Here is a 15,035-nt window from a genome sequence, read left to right as displayed (position 1 = left end):
CATGTCGCGCCCCGTTCCTATCAGCGCGCGCCCGGGCCTGTGAGACTGGGGGGATCGCCCGTCGGAGGTACACCGGCCGGGGGATTTTCGGGTGCGCGGGCATCGGGGATGGTGACATGGAGCGTGACGGCGCCCTCTTCCGGCACCGAGGCCAATGCGTTGCGAAGTATCTGGGCGGTATCCAGATTCATCAACGCCCCCGATATGTCGTTCAGGTAAGGCAGCATCGACTGCATCAGCACCTTGACATCTCCCCCGGAATGATCGAGGAAATGCTCGAGCCGGCCGACCAGGTGCGAGAGGTTGTGCAACGTCTGCGGTGCACCGCGGTCGTGCAGCACCACCGCCGCATCGTTGAGTGCGGCGAAGTCGTGTCCCATCTTGGTGAGCCACGGTGTGTTGAAGGCGATTACGGGCCCGACCCAATGCGCGTTGCGCAATAGCACTTGGAAGTTGTCAAGCAGGTCGCGTCCCTTGCCATGCATGGTTGCCGCGGTGTTTCTGAGCAGCGTGGCCGTGCGCGACAAATTGGGCAGCACCGCGGTGGGACTTGGCAAGGCGGCATCGGTTTCGTCAACGATGCGTTCCAGCGCTGGGGGGTCGAACTGGTTGAGTACCCGGACCACCGTCGTCGCCAGGTCGGAGATCGACGGGGGTTGAGTTATCGCCTCGGTGGCAAGCCGCTGGCCATCCTGCAGCGTCGGCCCGCCTTCGCTGCGCGGGACGAACTCGACATAGGCTTCACCAAGAGCGGATAGGTTTTCCAGGCGAATATCGCTGTCCATCGGAATTTTGTAGTGGCTGTCGATGTAGAAATTGACCGTGGCACCCGCGAGCGAGGTGGTGATGCCCGTGACCGCGCCGATCGGGACGCCCCGCAATTGCACACTCGACCCGACCACCAGGCCGCTGATATCGTGCACCGCCATGGATACGCTCGTACGCTGAGGCGCGGGTGTCAGACTCACGCCCATCGACCTGAAGTAGCCGAGAGCGAACACAACCATGACCGCGAACGCGGCAAACGATAGGGCGCCTTTGACTTTCATGGCATCGCACCAAGGATCCGCAGGACGTCGTGCACGTTGCCGGACAGCTCTCGGCCGTCGGGCCCGACGATGGACGTGATGTTTATGGCCGGGTACTTATCCTGCGGCAGGTAGTAATCCGTGAAGAGCTTTCGCCATTCGTGAACCTCGCTTTCGAACGCCCACTTGGATTTCTGGACCGCTCCGGCGGCGTCGGCCATCGAATTCAGCAGCGGGACGATCCAAAATCCGCCCGAGTAGATGGTGCCCACGCTCGGGTATGCGGTGCCTGTGTATTGGTAGAGGTCATACGCATGCTTCCAACCGCTCATGCCTTGCGCGCTGAACCAGGTCTTCAGCATGGGCGTCCGGTTATGCAGGACTTGGGCCGTCTGCGCCGTTCCGTTCAGCAAGAGGTCGACGTTGTCGATGTTGTTCGATAGGCCGGAGATGTCGGCGGCAAACTGCGAAGCGATCTTGCGGATGTCTGCCGGGGGTGGGGTTACCCGGTTGATGCCGATGATCGTGTTCTGGATGCGTTGCAGGGATCCGCTGCCCGCGAAATCGGCCAGATGAGCGATGGTGTCTTCGAGCTGTGGTGGAGATGCGGTGTGTGTCAAGGGGATCCGTGAGCCCGGCGCTAAGGCGGGCGCCGCGGGGCCTCCCTCGGGCGGGCGTCCCAGCGCCACGTAGATATCGCCCAGGACGGTAGCCTGCTGCAAGCTGGCGCGGATATTGGACGGCACCGACACGGCGGAGTCGATTCGCGTCGTGACGTCCACGTGGTTGGCTGCCACAGCGACGCCGGTGACGATGCCCACGGTGATGCCGTCCAGCGTCACCTTCGCGCGGGCCGGCAGGTTGAGGACGTTGTCGAACTCCATCACCAGGACGTAGCCGTCCTGGAATGAATTGCCCGGCGCCGGAAGGGCATTCACGTCGATCGACGCGCACGACGAGACCACGGCAGCGGTGGCGATCGTGATCGCAAGGGATCTGGCGCGGCGTATCATCGCTTGGCCGCCTGAGTCAACACGTACTGCAGCAGCGCCACGTCCACCGCGTACGGCTTTCCGCCCACGTCTGTGCAACTGCCGGGAGTTGCGGCGTTTAGCGTTGCGCACGTGATCAGCCCGTCGACGGGGGTGGCGATGCGATACAGCGGCGGCCGGTACCTGATCGTGAAGAACTGCTTGTCATTGGCATGGCGTTCCAGCCAGTTGAGCAGGACGGGGTACGGCTTCATCAGACTGGCAAACAACGTGGCGTGCGCGCCGATTTTGCGAAGCGCCCATTCGGCGTCGTTGAGCACGGTCTGGATCTCGTCACCGAGTTCGACTTCGATGTCCGACGCCGCACCGACCAGCGGTATCACGCCTTGAAAAACTGGGGTGGCCAACGCCTTTTCGACGTCTTCGGTGGTCTTGTAGGTCGTGAGCATGCTGTACTTCAGCGGCCCGCTGATTTCCCTGAGCGTTGACGTCAGCGTTGCGAGGTTGATGATGATGGACCGGATATCGGCGACCGCACGATCGGGGGCGTCCAGGACTGCCGACGAGGTGGTCAGCAGTTGACTTAGCCCTGGCCCGTTGCCTCGAAGCGCCTTGTCGAGGCCGGTGACAACGTCGCCGATGTTCGTCGAGCCCTCGGGGTTGATGGCGTTCAGGAAGCTGGTCGCTGAACCGATGATGTCGGAGAGGCTTTTGGGCGTCACAGATCTCGACAGCGGAATGCAGTCCTTGCCCGACAATTGGCGACCGGACGTGTAGTTGCCGACGAGTTCCAACGCCCGGTCCGCCAGCAGCGAGGGGGATCGGGTTACCGCTCTGACATCGGCCGGCAGCGGACGGCTTTTGTCGACTTTGAAATCGACACGGACGTCACGCAGGGCTGGGGTGATGGCGCTGACTTCCCCGATCTTGTAACCCATTTGGGTGACGGGATTGCCGACATAGAGGCCGATGCTGTCGGGCATGATGGCGCAGTAGCCGACGTATTGCTCCTGCCGAAACGGCGTCCATGAGCCGCACACCAGGGCCACCGCGGCGGCGCAGATCAATACCGCGCCCGTTCGGAGCACGCGATGCGCGCGTGACGTCCTCGCTAACATGACGCCCCCGGCATCGGTATGCACAGGTCGGTGGCCAACAGTTCCGGCCGGTCCTGCTGCACGTCGAGGATCCGCTCGAAGTGGTGCTGCAGATCCCGCAGGCCCCGCACGATCACGCCGTTGTGGTCGATCCAGATCCGGCCCTTGGCCAAGAAGTTGCGGACCTTCTCGAGGAACTGCGCTCGGTGCTTGTCATAAAAGAGCCCGATCGGTTTGAGCGCGTCGATCGCGACGCCGATCCCCCACAGGGCGCCACCGAATCCCTTGCTGTAGAGCTCCAAGATGGACTGAATGATGGCCACCTTCTCGACCAGCGTTTTGAATTCTTGGCGGAACTCGCTCAGCCGCTGGATGTATTCGTCGCTGAGGTTCAGGATGGAAGTGATCTGACCGCGCTGCCGGTCGATCGTCGACATGATGGAATTACCGGCGTCAATTATTGCGGTCAGCGCATCCAAGTTGTCGCCACGCAGGCCCGTTTGTAATTCATTGAGGGATTCGTTGAGGGGCTTGGCGCTCAGGTTGTCGGTCACCTTCGTCACGTCGTTGAGCGTGCGAATCAGGCTGTAAGGCATGGTCACCCGTTCCAGCGGAATGGCGTCGGCGCCCAGCGGACGATCACCCAGGGAAATGAGGTTGACGTAGTAGCCACCGACGACGGTGAGCATACGGACCTCGATCGCGGACTTGTTCCCGACAAACGCGCTGTCATCGACGCGTGCCCGCACCCGCACGCGGTCGGCCTCCAGCAAGACATCTTTGACCTTGCCCACGGAGATGCCCGCGATCCGGACCTGGTCTCCCGGCACGACCGAAGCCGCGTCGTCGGTGTAGAAGGTAATGGTCTTCTGACCGGGCGGGCTGACATAGAGCAAGCCGGCCACGACCGCCACCACCGTCACCAGCGCCAGCGCGCCGGCGCCCCAAACCATCGGGTTGCGTAGCAGTTTCACCGGTTGCATAAGACCACCCGTTGCCCGTTGAGCAGGACATCCATCGTCATGGGCAGCTGCGCGCGACCCCGAGCGCAAGGCTGCGGCTCCCCCGCTTCGGCCGGCGGGGGGATGTTTTCCCACATCACCGGAATCAGTTTGAACGCGTCGAGGGTTCTGTCGACGTTGTTGAATGCCGTGTCCAGCGCCCTGTCGATGTCGTCGTCCGGCTTGAATCCGAGATTGGTCAGCAAGCGCAGCAGCGGCTCGACGAAATCAGGTCCGTAGAGCTGGGATTTACGGAATTCGTCCAACACCGTCAGCGCGCTGTCGATGGGGGTGTTCAGTCCGTTGATTATCTTGGTGAAGTCCTCCGCGTGCCCCGACATGACCTCGGAAACCTCGGAGAGGTTGCGCATTAATGTGGCCACGACCTGCTGGCGGTCGGCGAGAAACTGGGTGAGCTTGTGGATACTGTCCAGCACCGGGGCGAAGCCGCTTCCATCGCCGGACAAGAAGTTGGCGGCGTTCGCGGCGAATGCGTTGAGTTGCTCTGGATTCAGCGTGGCGAGCACGGGTTGCAGGCCGTTGAAGAGTCGCGTGACGTCAAACGACGGCTGCGTCATCGCGGTCGGCACGGACGTCACCAGGCTGGCCGGTAGGTAGTCCTCGGAGGGGTTGAGCACATCGAGGTAGCGCGAGCCGGTGAGCGTCTGGTACTTGACCGCGATCCGGGTGTTGGACACGACACCGTATTTCTTGTCGAGCGTGAAGTCTACGGACGCAACGCTTTGTCCTTGCTGTCGTTGCAGCGCCGTGGCAAGCACCCGCCCTGCGAGGACGCCGCGAACACGCACGTCAGCTCCCTCGTGCAGGCCGGATATGTCGGTGAATTTCGCGTTGTACGACCGGGTTTGCATCTTGAGGGGTTGCGAGATGCCACTTAGCAGTAGGACGAGGAGAACGGCTGCGGCGGCGGCGCTGATTGTCAGTCGTAGCAATGCCGCCCTGGAGCTCATTGCGGGCCTCCCATCGCGGCGAGTGGAGCGGCCACACCGGGCAGGTTATCGAGGACAATCTTGACCTGGAGGGCGCGCTGGTCACCGTTACCGGCGAACAGCTTCTGCAGCCGGGTACGCAGTTGCACAAGCGTGTTAGCGAAGTCGTCCGGTCTGACCAGGGCGGGCACCGGGTCGGTGAGGGCTTTGACGCCGTCGATCGCCGGCAGCAGGTCGTCGACGTAGTTGGACTCGAGCCGCCCGAAGCCACCGAAGAGTTCGGTGGATCCGACACGGTATGCCTCCTGCACGCCGTTGCGCCACTGTTCATCGTTGTAGCGACGCGGTACGGCGGTGAACTCCTCGCCGGAACCGAGGAGCGCATCGGTGAACGTGGGAAATGCGACGCTGACCCCGGTCGTGGTTGCCAGCAGGCGTTCGGTGGAGACGGTCTGGATGTCGGCGACGGCATGCGTGGCGATGAGCACCGTTTCGAGGAGCGGGGTTAGCCCATCGGTGTATTGAACGATGCGATCGATGACAGATATCAGCCTGGGGGTCAGGGCGCTCACGGACACCTGGCCGAGTCGGGACAAAACCGCCTGCAGCGTCGAGTTCTGGGGCACCGTAGTGATCTGCATGCCGTTGCGCAGTTGTTGTCCACCCGAACCGGCGGCGAGGGTAATGCCCGTCACACCAAAGTAATTGATGGGCCGAAACTCGATTTTCATGGTGTCGGTCAGTCCGGCCACCGGGTCCTTCTGCAGGTCGCTCAGCAGCCGAACACCACCGCCGGGCAAGCTCGATATGGTCTTGACGACGCCCACCTGGACGCCATGCATCACTATCGCGGTGCCGTCACGCACGCCTTGGCCGACATAGGGAGTATCGATAGCGACCGAGATTCTTGCGGGCGTTTCGGACGCGGATGGATGCCAGACGACGACGAAACCGACTGCGATGGCGGATAATACGACTACGACACCAGCGATCGTCAACTTCCGATCCTGCGACTCCTGCGAGCCTCTGAGCAACATGAGCGCACCTAGCCCCGGAAGACGAACTGTGGTTGAAGGCCCCAGAGGGCCACGGTGAGCGTGAAATCCAGCACCATGATCGTGACCAGGCTTGCGCGTACGGCGCGGCCCGACGCCTTGCCGACACCGACCGGCCCGCCCGAGGTGAAATATCCGTAATAGCAATGGATCAAGGTCACCGCGATGCAGAAGACAGCGGCCTTAATCACCGAATACGCAAGATCCGTCGGTGTCAGGAACATCGCCAGATAGTGGCTATACGTGCCGGCGGGTTGGTTATAGAGCGCCGTGATGAACACGTTCTGCACGAGGAACGCGGCGACCAGGGTCAGCAGGTACCCCGGGATCACCACCAACAGGCCGCCGATGAGGCGGGTCCCGACCACGAATGGGATCGGCCGCAGGCCAAGCGCTTCCACGGCGTCGATCTCTTCGGAAATTCGCATTGCGCCGATTTCGGCGGTCATCCGACAGCCGGCCTGCGAGGTGAAGGCGATACCGGCGACGAGCGGACCGATCTCGCGGACGGTGCCGACGCCGCCGATGATGCCCGCCAACGCGCCGAATCCGATGAGGTCCAGAATTGCGAAGCCCTCGATCGCCACCGAGGCGCCGACGGCGATGCCGAGCAGGATCAACACGCTGATGGTGCCGCCGTCGACGATGATGGAGCCGCGGCCCCAGGCGAGACTGTTCATCGCCTGCAAGGTTTGGCGGTGGTATCGGCGAACCGTCAGCGGCAGGTACCACATCGTCAGGCAGATGAAAAGCAACCACTGCCCGGCTTCCATGAGGGGGCGCTGGATGGGCCGCATGGACGACAATCGCGCCGGGAGCAACGCTGATGGGGTGGCCATCAGGCGACCACCGTCGGGAAGAACATCACTTCGAGCTGGGTGATGGCGAGGTTCGCGATAACGATGCAGATGACGTTGAGCACGACCGAGGAGCTCACCGCGTCGGCGACACCGCGCGGTCCACGCGTCGCCTCCATGCCACGGAGCGACGAAACTATGGCGACGATCGCGGCGAACACGACGGTCTTGGCCATGGCAAACCAGACATCCGTCTTTTGCGCGAATAGGCCAAACGACTGCCAAAAGCTTCCGGGTGTCACATCGCTGAGGGTGACCGCAAGGATGTAGGAGGCCGTTGTGCCCGATACCAGGATGACCACGATCAGGATCGGCGCGATTGCCACCAAGGCCAAGAAACGCGGGACCACCAGTCGGCGGACGGGATTGATTCCCATCACCCGGAGCGCGTCGAGCTCCTCGCGAATCGCGCGCGCACCGAAGTCGGAGGCGATGGCAGAAGCCGCCGCGCCGCCCATTAACAATCCGGCGGTGATCGGTGCGCCCTGGCGAACAACGCCGGCGCCGCTTGCTGCGCCAAGAAGTGAGCTTGCGCCGACCTGATTGACCAGCCCCGAGGAGACGACCGACACCATCGCGCCGAACGGGATGGCCATGAGGACTGCCGGTATCGCGGTGACGGTGAGCAGCAACCATGCCTGCACCAAGAATTCGCCGGCAGGCAGCCTCAGGGTGATGGTGTCGAGGACCGAGTAGCGCAGCACGGCCACGCCCAGTGCCGCACCGCGTCCAATCGTGGCGAGCGACCGCGCGGGAATCGAGCGGACCCGGGATGTCGCTTTGCCGACCGACGCAAAGCGCGCGGCCGTCGATCTTTGCGCCCTGCCTGCTGTCACTGCGTCCAAGACGTCGGCAGCCGACTGTTCGCGCGCCGGCCTGTCGCTGATGTCGGTCGCCATCACCGGTCCCCGACTCCGAAACATTCCCAGCGCCCCTCCGGCCCTGCTGACCACCCGTCGGAAAGACCGAAAACACTTGCCGCAAGACATGTTTCATCTTGCCTTCCGGCAGGTGTGGTGGCCGCATTGCCATCCCGGGTGAACATTTGCATGATCTAGGCGACCGCGCCGGCAAGACAAGCGAGCGCGGCCAACGCCACAGCCGTGCGCGCCAAATGAAAGCGGCGCCAGGTGACCCGCAACTGGTCAACCCCATCGGGTGCTTCACCCTCGGAAAGGCGGCGAAATTTCGAATTGATCGGCTCTGCGATAAGGATGGAGGCCATCATGATGACGCCGATGAGCCCCGTGCCGACCCAGGCGAGCGCCGCCGCACGTCCACTACTGTTGAGTGCGAAAACCACCGCGCTCACCCCTGCGAGAGCGCCGAGGATCGGCATCAAGGGATCGAGCCGATACAACGATCGGCGAAAGTCGACGACGTATTGATCCACGGGCATCCGCCGCCATAGGTTGAGTCGCTCGACGGCGACGATCAGGATCCCGCCGCCGAACAGCCCGGCGAACAAGGCCATCAGCCACGCGCTGGCATGCATGATCGTCATGACCTTGCGCTCCCGTCACCATCGGCAGGCGTCATCGCCCGCAGCTTGGTTTCATATGGCGAAAGCGCCGCAACGTGTTTGCCATCTGCCGTGAACGTAACGATCTTGCGCCACAGCAACCGCACGCGATTGTCGTTCCACAGCGCCTCGACCGGGTCGATCCGAATGAAGGTCTGGTGGTGGGCCGTGCCCTTGTCGAAGGTGTCGTAAAGCGACAAGTCCTTCATCCATTCGAATTGCTCGCGGCTGACCTCGACCGCGCGTTGGATCTCCGCGGGATCGGTTACGAAGGTGGCGCGCCCCTCGACCTGAATGGCGCGCAGCTGCCCTCGGCCGTAAAAGCCGTCCGGCGGAATCGCCGCGATCGTGTAACTGACCCGGGCGTCCCGAGCGATCGCCTCGTGTTTGCGTGAATAGGTGAAGGTGTGCAAGTACACGATGAGGCCGTCGGACGCGAAGTGCATCATCGACACCGCGGGCCCGCCGTTCGGGCCAACGACCGCGAGCGAGCCGAGTTCTTCGGTCCGCAGCAGCTCGGCTATGTCGTTTTCGACCTGCTCCAGGTCAGGTTCAGCGATCGGCATCGGGGCCGGCCTCCTTATCGTGTGCTTTGAGCATGGGAATCAAGGTGTTGTCGACGAAGTCGATTTGTCGCGCCTCGTCGAAGCCGTCGGATTGGAGCAAGAAGCGCACCATCATCTGCCCGATCGCGGTCTCGTAGAGGGCGGTGGCCAGCCGCGGATCATGTAATTCGCCCCGGCCGATGGCGCGCTGAATGACATCGCGGCAGTCACGACGACGGGGTTCGACCGCCGTAGCGCGGACCGCGGTCGCGATCGCCGGGTCTTTTTGCGCGGCAGCGAGCAGGCTGGCGAAGGCGCCGGGGTCCTCGATGCTCGCAACCTTCGCGAACAGCGCAGTAAGTGCCAACAGATCCTCGCGCAGGCTGGTGGCGCCCGCGGGCAGTTCCGGATGCCGCACGGAAGCTGAGACCAGGGCTGCGCACACCAGCGCGGACTTGTCTGGCCAGCGCCGGTAGATCGTCGTCTTACTCGATCGGGCCAGCGCGGCGACCGCATCGATGGTCAGTTGGTCGTATCCAACGTCCCCGAGCAACCGCAGCGTGGCGTCCAATATCGCCGCCGCTCGGCTGGCGCCTCGACTGTTTGCCGTCCGGTCGGAACCTGTGTCCTGGGTCATAGCGTACGGTATCGTATCGATGTGTGGTCATAAGCACAACCAGTTTTCGAGTAGTTATAACCAGAAAGAGTACGGATCCGTATTGCATCTAGGGTTCGAAGAACATCCTCAATCGAGGGTGGCATTGTGCTGAGCAAGTGCTCTCAACGCGCCCTGTGGATCTTGAACGGCGATGGCGTCGATCAGGCGGACATGCAGCCGGTAACGCTCGTGGAGCGACTCGGGCAACGGCTGTTCGGCGGCCGGCACGACCGCCAACGTATGGGCCTCGATGATGTCGAGCAGGCCGACGTAGATCGAGCTCAGCATCGCGTTGGGACTCAAGGCGGCGATACGCGCATGCAGCGCGCAATTCGCGTGCAGAAAAGCGATGCCGTCCCCACTCTGCGCGGCGGCGGCCATGTCAGCGAGTCGTTCGTGAAGCACCGCGATATCCGCGGCATCGGCGTGCCATACCGCGTCCTCGATCAGCAGGGCATCGAGCGCGTTGCGGATACGCACGGCGTCGGCGACCGATGCGTCATGCGAGTCCAACGCCAACATGACATTGCCCAGCCGCACCATGGGCGCCGGCTCGCACGCGAACAGTCCTCCCCCGGGTCCAGGGCGAATGGCGACCAGACCTCGGGCTTGCAGCAGCCGGATCGCTTCATTGAGGGTCCCGACCGACACGCCGCATTGGACACGCAGCTCCTCTTTGGTACCGAGGCGCCCGCCGGGCCCGACGGTTTTGATGCTCGCCGCGATTTTCTGGGCGGCGAGTTCCGAGCGGCTGGTGACCCGTTTCTTGCCGGTCACACCGCGCCACTCGCTGCGTCGAAGCGCGGGCGCCTCCGCTTGGCCTTGCTCGCGCTCGCCAGCGCTCATGACCACCTCCGGAATTCAGCATGACGATTATGCCGAATTGTCTTGACATCGGGTGTGACCGTCCGCACACTAATTCATCATGATGAATACGGATTCTGCGCTGCGCGAGGTCGGCGTGCGGGGTGCCACCCGATCGCAGGCACGGTCCGAAGGCGGTCCGCCTCGATGGATCGATGAAGACGACGTCGTCGGACTGGTGTCGTTGCGCGAGGTCATCGCGGCAATCAAGGGTGCGTACCTGCGCGCCGCGGCCGGCGAAGTCGTGCCGATGCCCAAAACGTTTGCCTCCTGGACCGGCGGGAGCATGCACGCCATCGGGGCGATCGCGGTAGAAAGCGGGCTGGCGGTTTCGAAGACCTGGGCACACACCCCGGGTGGGGCTACTCCCCTGCTGGCCGCGTGGGACGCGGGTACCGGCGAGTTGCTCGCGGTGATCCAGGCGTTCGCGCTGGGTCAATTGCGCACCAGCGCGATCACCGGAACGGCCACGTCGATCTTGGCCGCCGACCGCTGCGAGCGGCTCGCGGTAATCGGCTCGGGCAAGCAGGCAGAGGGGCAGATCGCGGCCGTTGCCGCGGTCCGCGAAATCCAGGACATCGCCGTCTACAGCCCGACGGCCGAACACCGAACCTCTTTCGCGGCCAGGATCGCCGAGCGCTCCGGCATCGCCGCGCGCGCGGCGACATCGGTCGCGGAAGCGGTGGATCAGGCCGATGTCATCGTGACGGTGACGCGCGCGACGGAGCCATTCATCAGCCCGTCGATGCTCGCCGAGCGCGTCCACATCAATGCCGTCGGCGCCATCACGCCGGAACGCGCCGAGCTGGAGGCGGCGGTTGTGGCGCGGGCTCGACGGATCGTCGCCGACGACGTGGCGGCCGCGCGCCAACTCTCGCCACGCGAGCTATCGGCAACGAACGCGGCCCATGTGGTGTCGCTCGGATCGGCGCTCGCCGCGGACGAGCGGCTCGATGGCGACGGCGTGACGATCTTCAAAGCTCTTGGCACCGGCATTTCCGACCTCGCGGTGGCCGAGATGGTGCTCGAGCGAGCGCTCGCGGCCGGTGTCGGGCGGCCACTGACTGTTTCATCCCGGACCAAGCCCAAGTTGTGGAGTAATTAATGTCATTGTTCGTCGATGTAACCGATCGTGCCGCTCCGGCCTCGCTGGACTTCTGGGACCCCGTGCTCATCACGAGGGCTGAGATCGACGCGGAGGTTGACCGGCTCAGCCAGGCCCCGCGGCCGAAGAACGGGCGACGCGAGTCGCTGATCGTTCACCCGAAGGCGACCGCGCCGGGCAACGGTCTCGCGCCCGGAATCCGGGTGACGTTGTCGGTGCTGCTGCCCGGGGAAAGCACGGAGCCGATCCGGCACAACGCGACGCAGGTCTCGTTCTGCATCGCCGGCGGCGGAACCGCCATCGTGGGCGACAAGAAGTTCAGCTTCGGGCAATTCGACGTGTGGAATCACCCGTCGTGGACCACGTATCGCCACATCAATGACACCGACGCCGCCCAGGTGCGGTTGAGCTACTCCAACGCGGCACTGCTGGACCAACTCGGCGTGTATCTGGTGGAGGAGGATCCGTCGGATGAGCCCGCCGCCGCGGCACAGGAAGCAGAGGAGTCCGGCGAGGGCAAAGAGAACCCGTTCGGCGTTTTCCAGCTGACGGACGAAGGCGCGTGGCTGATGCCCTACGAAAAGCTGATCGACCCGCCCAACGTCGAAAGCCCCGCGCTGTACTGGCCATGGCAACGCGTCAAGGACAATCTCGACAAGCTGACCGCACTGGGACCCGAGTATCGAGGCCGCCGACTCTACTTGCTGTACAACCCCGCAACCGGGCGCACCAACGGCACCACACCGAACTTTTTCGCGACGATCACCGTTAGACCCCCGAAGATCGTCGACCGTCCGCACCGCCACGTGTCGGCCGCCATCAACTATTACTTCCACGGCCGCGGCCACAGCCTTGTTGCCGGCAAGCGCTATGACTGGGAAGCCGGTGACCTGATGTTGTCGGCGCCCGGCTGGGCTGTGCATCATCACGCCAGCGGTCCCGACGAACATGTGCACGAGCTCACGATCCAGGACCAGCCCTTCCATATCGCGCTCGAATCGCTTTTGTGGCAAGAGGATCTGAAGCGTCCCGCCCGAGTGCTGGGAGTCGAGTCGGGTTTCGTGACGAATCGGTCTGCGAAATGATCGCGCTGGCGCCCGACGAGTTGCGCGGTTCTTATCCGCCGCTTGTCACCCCGTTCGCCGATGGTCGCGTGGATCTCAAGACCTACGAGCAGTTGGTGGACTTCCAGATTCAGTCAGGAAGTCATGGGATCGTCGTGGCCGGCACCAGCGGTGAACCGGCGTTGCTGACGGTGGCCGAGCGAAAGCAACTGGCGGTCACGGCGATCGGCGCCGCGGCCGGGCGGTTGCCGGTGATGGTTGCCACCGGGGCCCCGTCGTTGGCGGAGACCGTCGAGCTGACCCGACACGCCGAGGACATCGACGCCGCCGCGGTGTTGGTGGTGACGCCGGCATTCACGCGTCCCCCGCAACGGGGTCTGATCGACTTCTATGAGGTCGTCTGCCGCAACACCAGCAAGCCCGTGCTGCTGTATCACATACCCGTGCGCTCGGCCGTGTCCGTGACCGTCGACACCGTCGAGGCGATTGCTGAGAGGTGCGACAACTTCGTCGGCGCAAAACACGCATCCACCGATCTGGCTTGGGTCACCGACGTTTTGCTGCGCGTAGGCCCGCAGTTCCGCATCTTTGTCGGGCTCGAGGAGGTCAGCCTCCCAATGCTCGCCGTCGGCGCCGCCGGCATGGTGAACGCGGTCGCCAACGTCTTCCCGGCGCCGATCGCCGCCCTCTATCAAGCCGTCCAAGACGAGAAGCTCGCCGAGGCACAGCGATTGCATCAAGCGCTGTGGCAGCTCAACCAATCGGTGTTCTTTGACACCAACCCGATTCCGGTGAAGTACATGATGCGCCAGCGCGGACTGATTCCCAGCAACGAAGAGCGTCTGCCCATGGCGCCCGCCACGCCCGAAGTCGAACGGCGCTGCGATGCGGTCCTGGCCGCTGCGGCCAACCTCTAGCACGGAACCGCCCAACGAAGGGAGATCGACATGACGCAGACCGTGACAGGAGCGGCATCCGCACCCGAAAGGGCGCGGCGAATTCCCCCGCCGTCGGGCAGACGGGAACCCTTGAAGGTAAACATCTTTGACTTCATGACCGGGGCGGCATCCCAACTGCTGCCGCTGTTCCCATACCATGACGCCGGCGCGATAGTGCCTACCGGCTCAATCATGAGAGGCGATCCGAACGATAGCGCGTTCGGCCACTTCTTCCACTACAACACCGTCGAGGAAGTTGCGATCACGTTCGGATCCAACCAGGCCATGCTGCAGACCGGTCAGATCTTCGTCACCCAGCAACTGCATGGCGTGAACTCGTTCCTGCGCAATTCGGCCGACCCTGAAGCTTTTATCTTGATCACCGTTACCCAGCACCAAGCTGAAGAGGGAGATCAAGCCGAGGCAATCCTGTTCCGCTGCCAGAAATGTTCCGAGCAACTGGTGCGGTTCGACTACAACGCAAGCCCCAAAGGGGTCGAGGGTCATGACCCCACCCAGTGGGACGGCAGCCCGGACGACGAGGTGCAGATGTTCCCCACCATCTGGGGCAGCAATCGCGCGGCCCTCGCCTACGAGCCGGAACAGGCGCGCACCTGCCGCAAATGTGGGCATGTCAGTCCGCCCCATCCACACCACAAGTGGGGCTGGAATCGCTACGTTGCGCAGGTCCGCACGGCCGACTCGGCCAAGCGGGCCTTGCGAACAGCCGCTGCGTCCGCGCGTGAAACCGAGGCGGTGTGATCATGGATCGACGACGAATGCTGCACACGTTCAAAGCGGCTCAAGAAATCGGCAACTACGAAGAAGTGCCGGTGCTGCCGGCGAAGGTGGACCCGCAGCTGTTCATGTCCCGCAACACCGTCCCCCAGCCGTTCTATCTCATCTGTGAGAAAGACACCGTTGTGGTGCAGATGGCGGGCACCGCCGAGATGTATCTCAAGGACTCCTCGGTCAACCGATTCGCGATGGACGTCGGAGACCACGTTTACGTGCCGGCCGGCACCCCGCACCGCATCGTGCCGTCGGAAGAGAGCGTCCAGCTGCGCTACAAAGCGCGCACCGCTGGGCTTGAAGGCATCGCATGGTACTGCCCGGGCTGCGACCGTGAACTACACCGCTGCGAGTGGGACACCGCCGAAACGATCTCGCAGGACGTCTATTTCGACGGCTGCCTCGCGTTCAACAACGACGAGACACTCCGCCGCTGCAGCGGTTGCGGTGCCCAGCATCCACGCATCGACATGGAACCCTTCGCAGCCTGGAAGCCGCTCGCGGAGCAGTTGCGCGCCGAACTGCAGACCCAATAACTCGACGGTCGTAAACCATCTAGCGAAAGGC

At 63.5% G+C, this 15,035-nt stretch carries 17 protein-coding genes; 5 read left to right on the top strand and 12 right to left on the bottom strand.

The genetic code is table 11. The features are described 5' to 3' along the window. Positions 1-20 precede the first annotated feature (20 nt). The 12 genes from AC5Y4S_RS08270 to AC5Y4S_RS08215 all read right to left on the bottom strand — a co-directional run bounded on the left by AC5Y4S_RS08270 (position 21) and on the right by AC5Y4S_RS08215 (position 10,551). Positions 21-1,049 carry an MlaD family protein gene (locus AC5Y4S_RS08270; protein ID WP_500031904.1) on the bottom strand — a complete coding sequence of 343 codons (1,029 nt, stop codon included), beginning with the start codon at positions 1,047-1,049 and terminating at the stop codon, positions 21-23. Continuing rightward, complete coding sequence (locus AC5Y4S_RS08265) at positions 1,046-2,038, bottom strand: MlaD family protein (protein WP_500032202.1); 993 nt, start codon at positions 2,036-2,038, stop codon at positions 1,046-1,048. Before AC5Y4S_RS08265 ends, AC5Y4S_RS08270 begins: the two co-directional genes overlap by 4 nt. Continuing rightward, positions 2,038-3,087: an MlaD family protein gene (locus tag AC5Y4S_RS08260; RefSeq protein ID WP_500031901.1), complete on the bottom strand. Its 1,050-nt coding sequence runs from the start codon at positions 3,085-3,087 to the stop codon at positions 2,038-2,040. The genes AC5Y4S_RS08265 and AC5Y4S_RS08260 overlap by 1 nt, the downstream gene beginning before the upstream one ends. A gap of 44 nt (positions 3,088-3,131) precedes the next feature. Then, positions 3,132-4,100, bottom strand: a complete 969-nt coding sequence (locus tag AC5Y4S_RS08255) for an MlaD family protein (RefSeq protein ID WP_500031897.1) — start codon at positions 4,098-4,100, stop codon at positions 3,132-3,134. After that, positions 4,088-5,089: an MlaD family protein gene (locus tag AC5Y4S_RS08250; protein ID WP_500031894.1), complete on the bottom strand. Its 1,002-nt coding sequence runs from the start codon at positions 5,087-5,089 to the stop codon at positions 4,088-4,090. Before AC5Y4S_RS08250 ends, AC5Y4S_RS08255 begins: the two co-directional genes overlap by 13 nt. Continuing rightward, the gene (locus AC5Y4S_RS08245) at positions 5,086-6,066 is read right to left on the bottom strand and encodes an MlaD family protein (protein ID WP_500031892.1); all 981 of its coding nucleotides are present in this window, start codon (positions 6,064-6,066) and stop codon (positions 5,086-5,088) included. The genes AC5Y4S_RS08250 and AC5Y4S_RS08245 overlap by 4 nt, the downstream gene beginning before the upstream one ends. 47 nt (positions 6,067-6,113) lie before the next feature. Next, positions 6,114-6,962, bottom strand: a complete 849-nt coding sequence (locus AC5Y4S_RS08240) for an ABC transporter permease (protein WP_500031890.1) — start codon at positions 6,960-6,962, stop codon at positions 6,114-6,116. Further along, positions 6,962-7,879, bottom strand: coding sequence for an ABC transporter permease (locus AC5Y4S_RS08235; protein WP_499963790.1), 918 nt, complete (start codon positions 7,877-7,879; stop codon positions 6,962-6,964). The genes AC5Y4S_RS08240 and AC5Y4S_RS08235 overlap by 1 nt, the downstream gene beginning before the upstream one ends. 155 nt (positions 7,880-8,034) lie before the next feature. Next, complete coding sequence (locus AC5Y4S_RS08230; RefSeq protein WP_500031888.1) at positions 8,035-8,484, bottom strand: anthrone oxygenase family protein; 450 nt, start codon at positions 8,482-8,484, stop codon at positions 8,035-8,037. Continuing rightward, positions 8,481-9,068 (bottom strand): pyridoxamine 5'-phosphate oxidase family protein, encoded by a 588-nt coding sequence (locus tag AC5Y4S_RS08225; RefSeq protein ID WP_500031886.1) that lies wholly within the window; start codon positions 9,066-9,068, stop codon positions 8,481-8,483. The genes AC5Y4S_RS08230 and AC5Y4S_RS08225 overlap by 4 nt, the downstream gene beginning before the upstream one ends. Beyond that, the gene (locus tag AC5Y4S_RS08220; RefSeq protein ID WP_500031884.1) at positions 9,055-9,618 is read right to left on the bottom strand and encodes a TetR/AcrR family transcriptional regulator; all 564 of its coding nucleotides are present in this window, start codon (positions 9,616-9,618) and stop codon (positions 9,055-9,057) included. The genes AC5Y4S_RS08225 and AC5Y4S_RS08220 overlap by 14 nt, the downstream gene beginning before the upstream one ends. 174 nt (positions 9,619-9,792) lie before the next feature. Continuing rightward, a complete protein-coding gene (locus AC5Y4S_RS08215; RefSeq protein WP_500031882.1) occupies positions 9,793-10,551 on the bottom strand; it encodes a FadR/GntR family transcriptional regulator in 759 nt (252 codons plus the stop codon). A gap of 79 nt (positions 10,552-10,630) precedes the next feature. Here AC5Y4S_RS08215 and AC5Y4S_RS08210 point away from each other — a divergent pair, with 79 nt between their 5' ends. The 5 genes from AC5Y4S_RS08210 to AC5Y4S_RS08190 are packed head-to-tail and all read left to right on the top strand — an operon-like array spanning position 10,631 to position 15,004. After that, positions 10,631-11,674, top strand: coding sequence for an ornithine cyclodeaminase family protein (locus tag AC5Y4S_RS08210; RefSeq protein WP_500031880.1), 1,044 nt, complete (start codon positions 10,631-10,633; stop codon positions 11,672-11,674). After that, complete coding sequence (locus AC5Y4S_RS08205; RefSeq protein WP_500031878.1) at positions 11,674-12,759, top strand: cupin domain-containing protein; 1,086 nt, start codon at positions 11,674-11,676, stop codon at positions 12,757-12,759. Before AC5Y4S_RS08210 ends, AC5Y4S_RS08205 begins: the two co-directional genes overlap by 1 nt. After that, positions 12,756-13,655, top strand: a complete 900-nt coding sequence (dapA, locus tag AC5Y4S_RS08200; RefSeq protein ID WP_500031873.1) for a 4-hydroxy-tetrahydrodipicolinate synthase — start codon at positions 12,756-12,758, stop codon at positions 13,653-13,655. The genes AC5Y4S_RS08205 and dapA overlap by 4 nt, the downstream gene beginning before the upstream one ends. 30 nt (positions 13,656-13,685) lie before the next feature. Next, entirely contained in the window at positions 13,686-14,438 is a 753-nt protein-coding gene (locus tag AC5Y4S_RS08195) for a hypothetical protein (RefSeq protein WP_500031871.1), read from the top strand. 17 nt (positions 14,439-14,455) lie between these two features. After that, the gene (locus tag AC5Y4S_RS08190; RefSeq protein ID WP_500031870.1) at positions 14,456-15,004 is read left to right on the top strand and encodes a cupin domain-containing protein; all 549 of its coding nucleotides are present in this window, start codon (positions 14,456-14,458) and stop codon (positions 15,002-15,004) included. The last annotated feature ends 31 nt before the right edge of the window (positions 15,005-15,035 follow it).

It is taken from the genome of Mycobacterium sp. NGS64, from assembly GCF_059812245.1.
Note: the sequence above shows the minus strand (reverse complement) of the source record. Positions and strands in the feature narration are given on the sequence as shown.

Coding starts and splice junctions, on each gene's coding strand:
- AC5Y4S_RS08270 (WP_500031904.1), bottom strand. CDS start 1,049: ATGAAAGTCAAAGGCGCCCTATCGTTTGCCGCGTTCGCGGTCATGGTT.
- AC5Y4S_RS08255 (WP_500031897.1), bottom strand. CDS start 4,100: ATGCAACCGGTGAAACTGCTACGCAACCCGATGGTTTGGGGCGCCGGC.
- AC5Y4S_RS08250 (WP_500031894.1), bottom strand. CDS start 5,089: ATGAGCTCCAGGGCGGCATTGCTACGACTGACAATCAGCGCCGCCGCC.
- AC5Y4S_RS08240 (WP_500031890.1), bottom strand. CDS start 6,962: ATGGCCACCCCATCAGCGTTGCTCCCGGCGCGATTGTCGTCCATGCGG.
- AC5Y4S_RS08235 (WP_499963790.1), bottom strand. CDS start 7,879: ATGGCGACCGACATCAGCGACAGGCCGGCGCGCGAACAGTCGGCTGCC.
- AC5Y4S_RS08230 (WP_500031888.1), bottom strand. CDS start 8,484: ATGACGATCATGCATGCCAGCGCGTGGCTGATGGCCTTGTTCGCCGGG.
- AC5Y4S_RS08225 (WP_500031886.1), bottom strand. CDS start 9,068: ATGCCGATCGCTGAACCTGACCTGGAGCAGGTCGAAAACGACATAGCC.
- AC5Y4S_RS08215 (WP_500031882.1), bottom strand. CDS start 10,551: ATGAGCGCTGGCGAGCGCGAGCAAGGCCAAGCGGAGGCGCCCGCGCTT.
- AC5Y4S_RS08210 (WP_500031880.1), top strand. CDS start 10,631: ATGATGAATACGGATTCTGCGCTGCGCGAGGTCGGCGTGCGGGGTGCC.
- AC5Y4S_RS08205 (WP_500031878.1), top strand. CDS start 11,674: ATGTCATTGTTCGTCGATGTAACCGATCGTGCCGCTCCGGCCTCGCTG.
- dapA (WP_500031873.1), top strand. CDS start 12,756: ATGATCGCGCTGGCGCCCGACGAGTTGCGCGGTTCTTATCCGCCGCTT.
- AC5Y4S_RS08195 (WP_500031871.1), top strand. CDS start 13,686: ATGACGCAGACCGTGACAGGAGCGGCATCCGCACCCGAAAGGGCGCGG.
- AC5Y4S_RS08190 (WP_500031870.1), top strand. CDS start 14,456: ATGCTGCACACGTTCAAAGCGGCTCAAGAAATCGGCAACTACGAAGAA.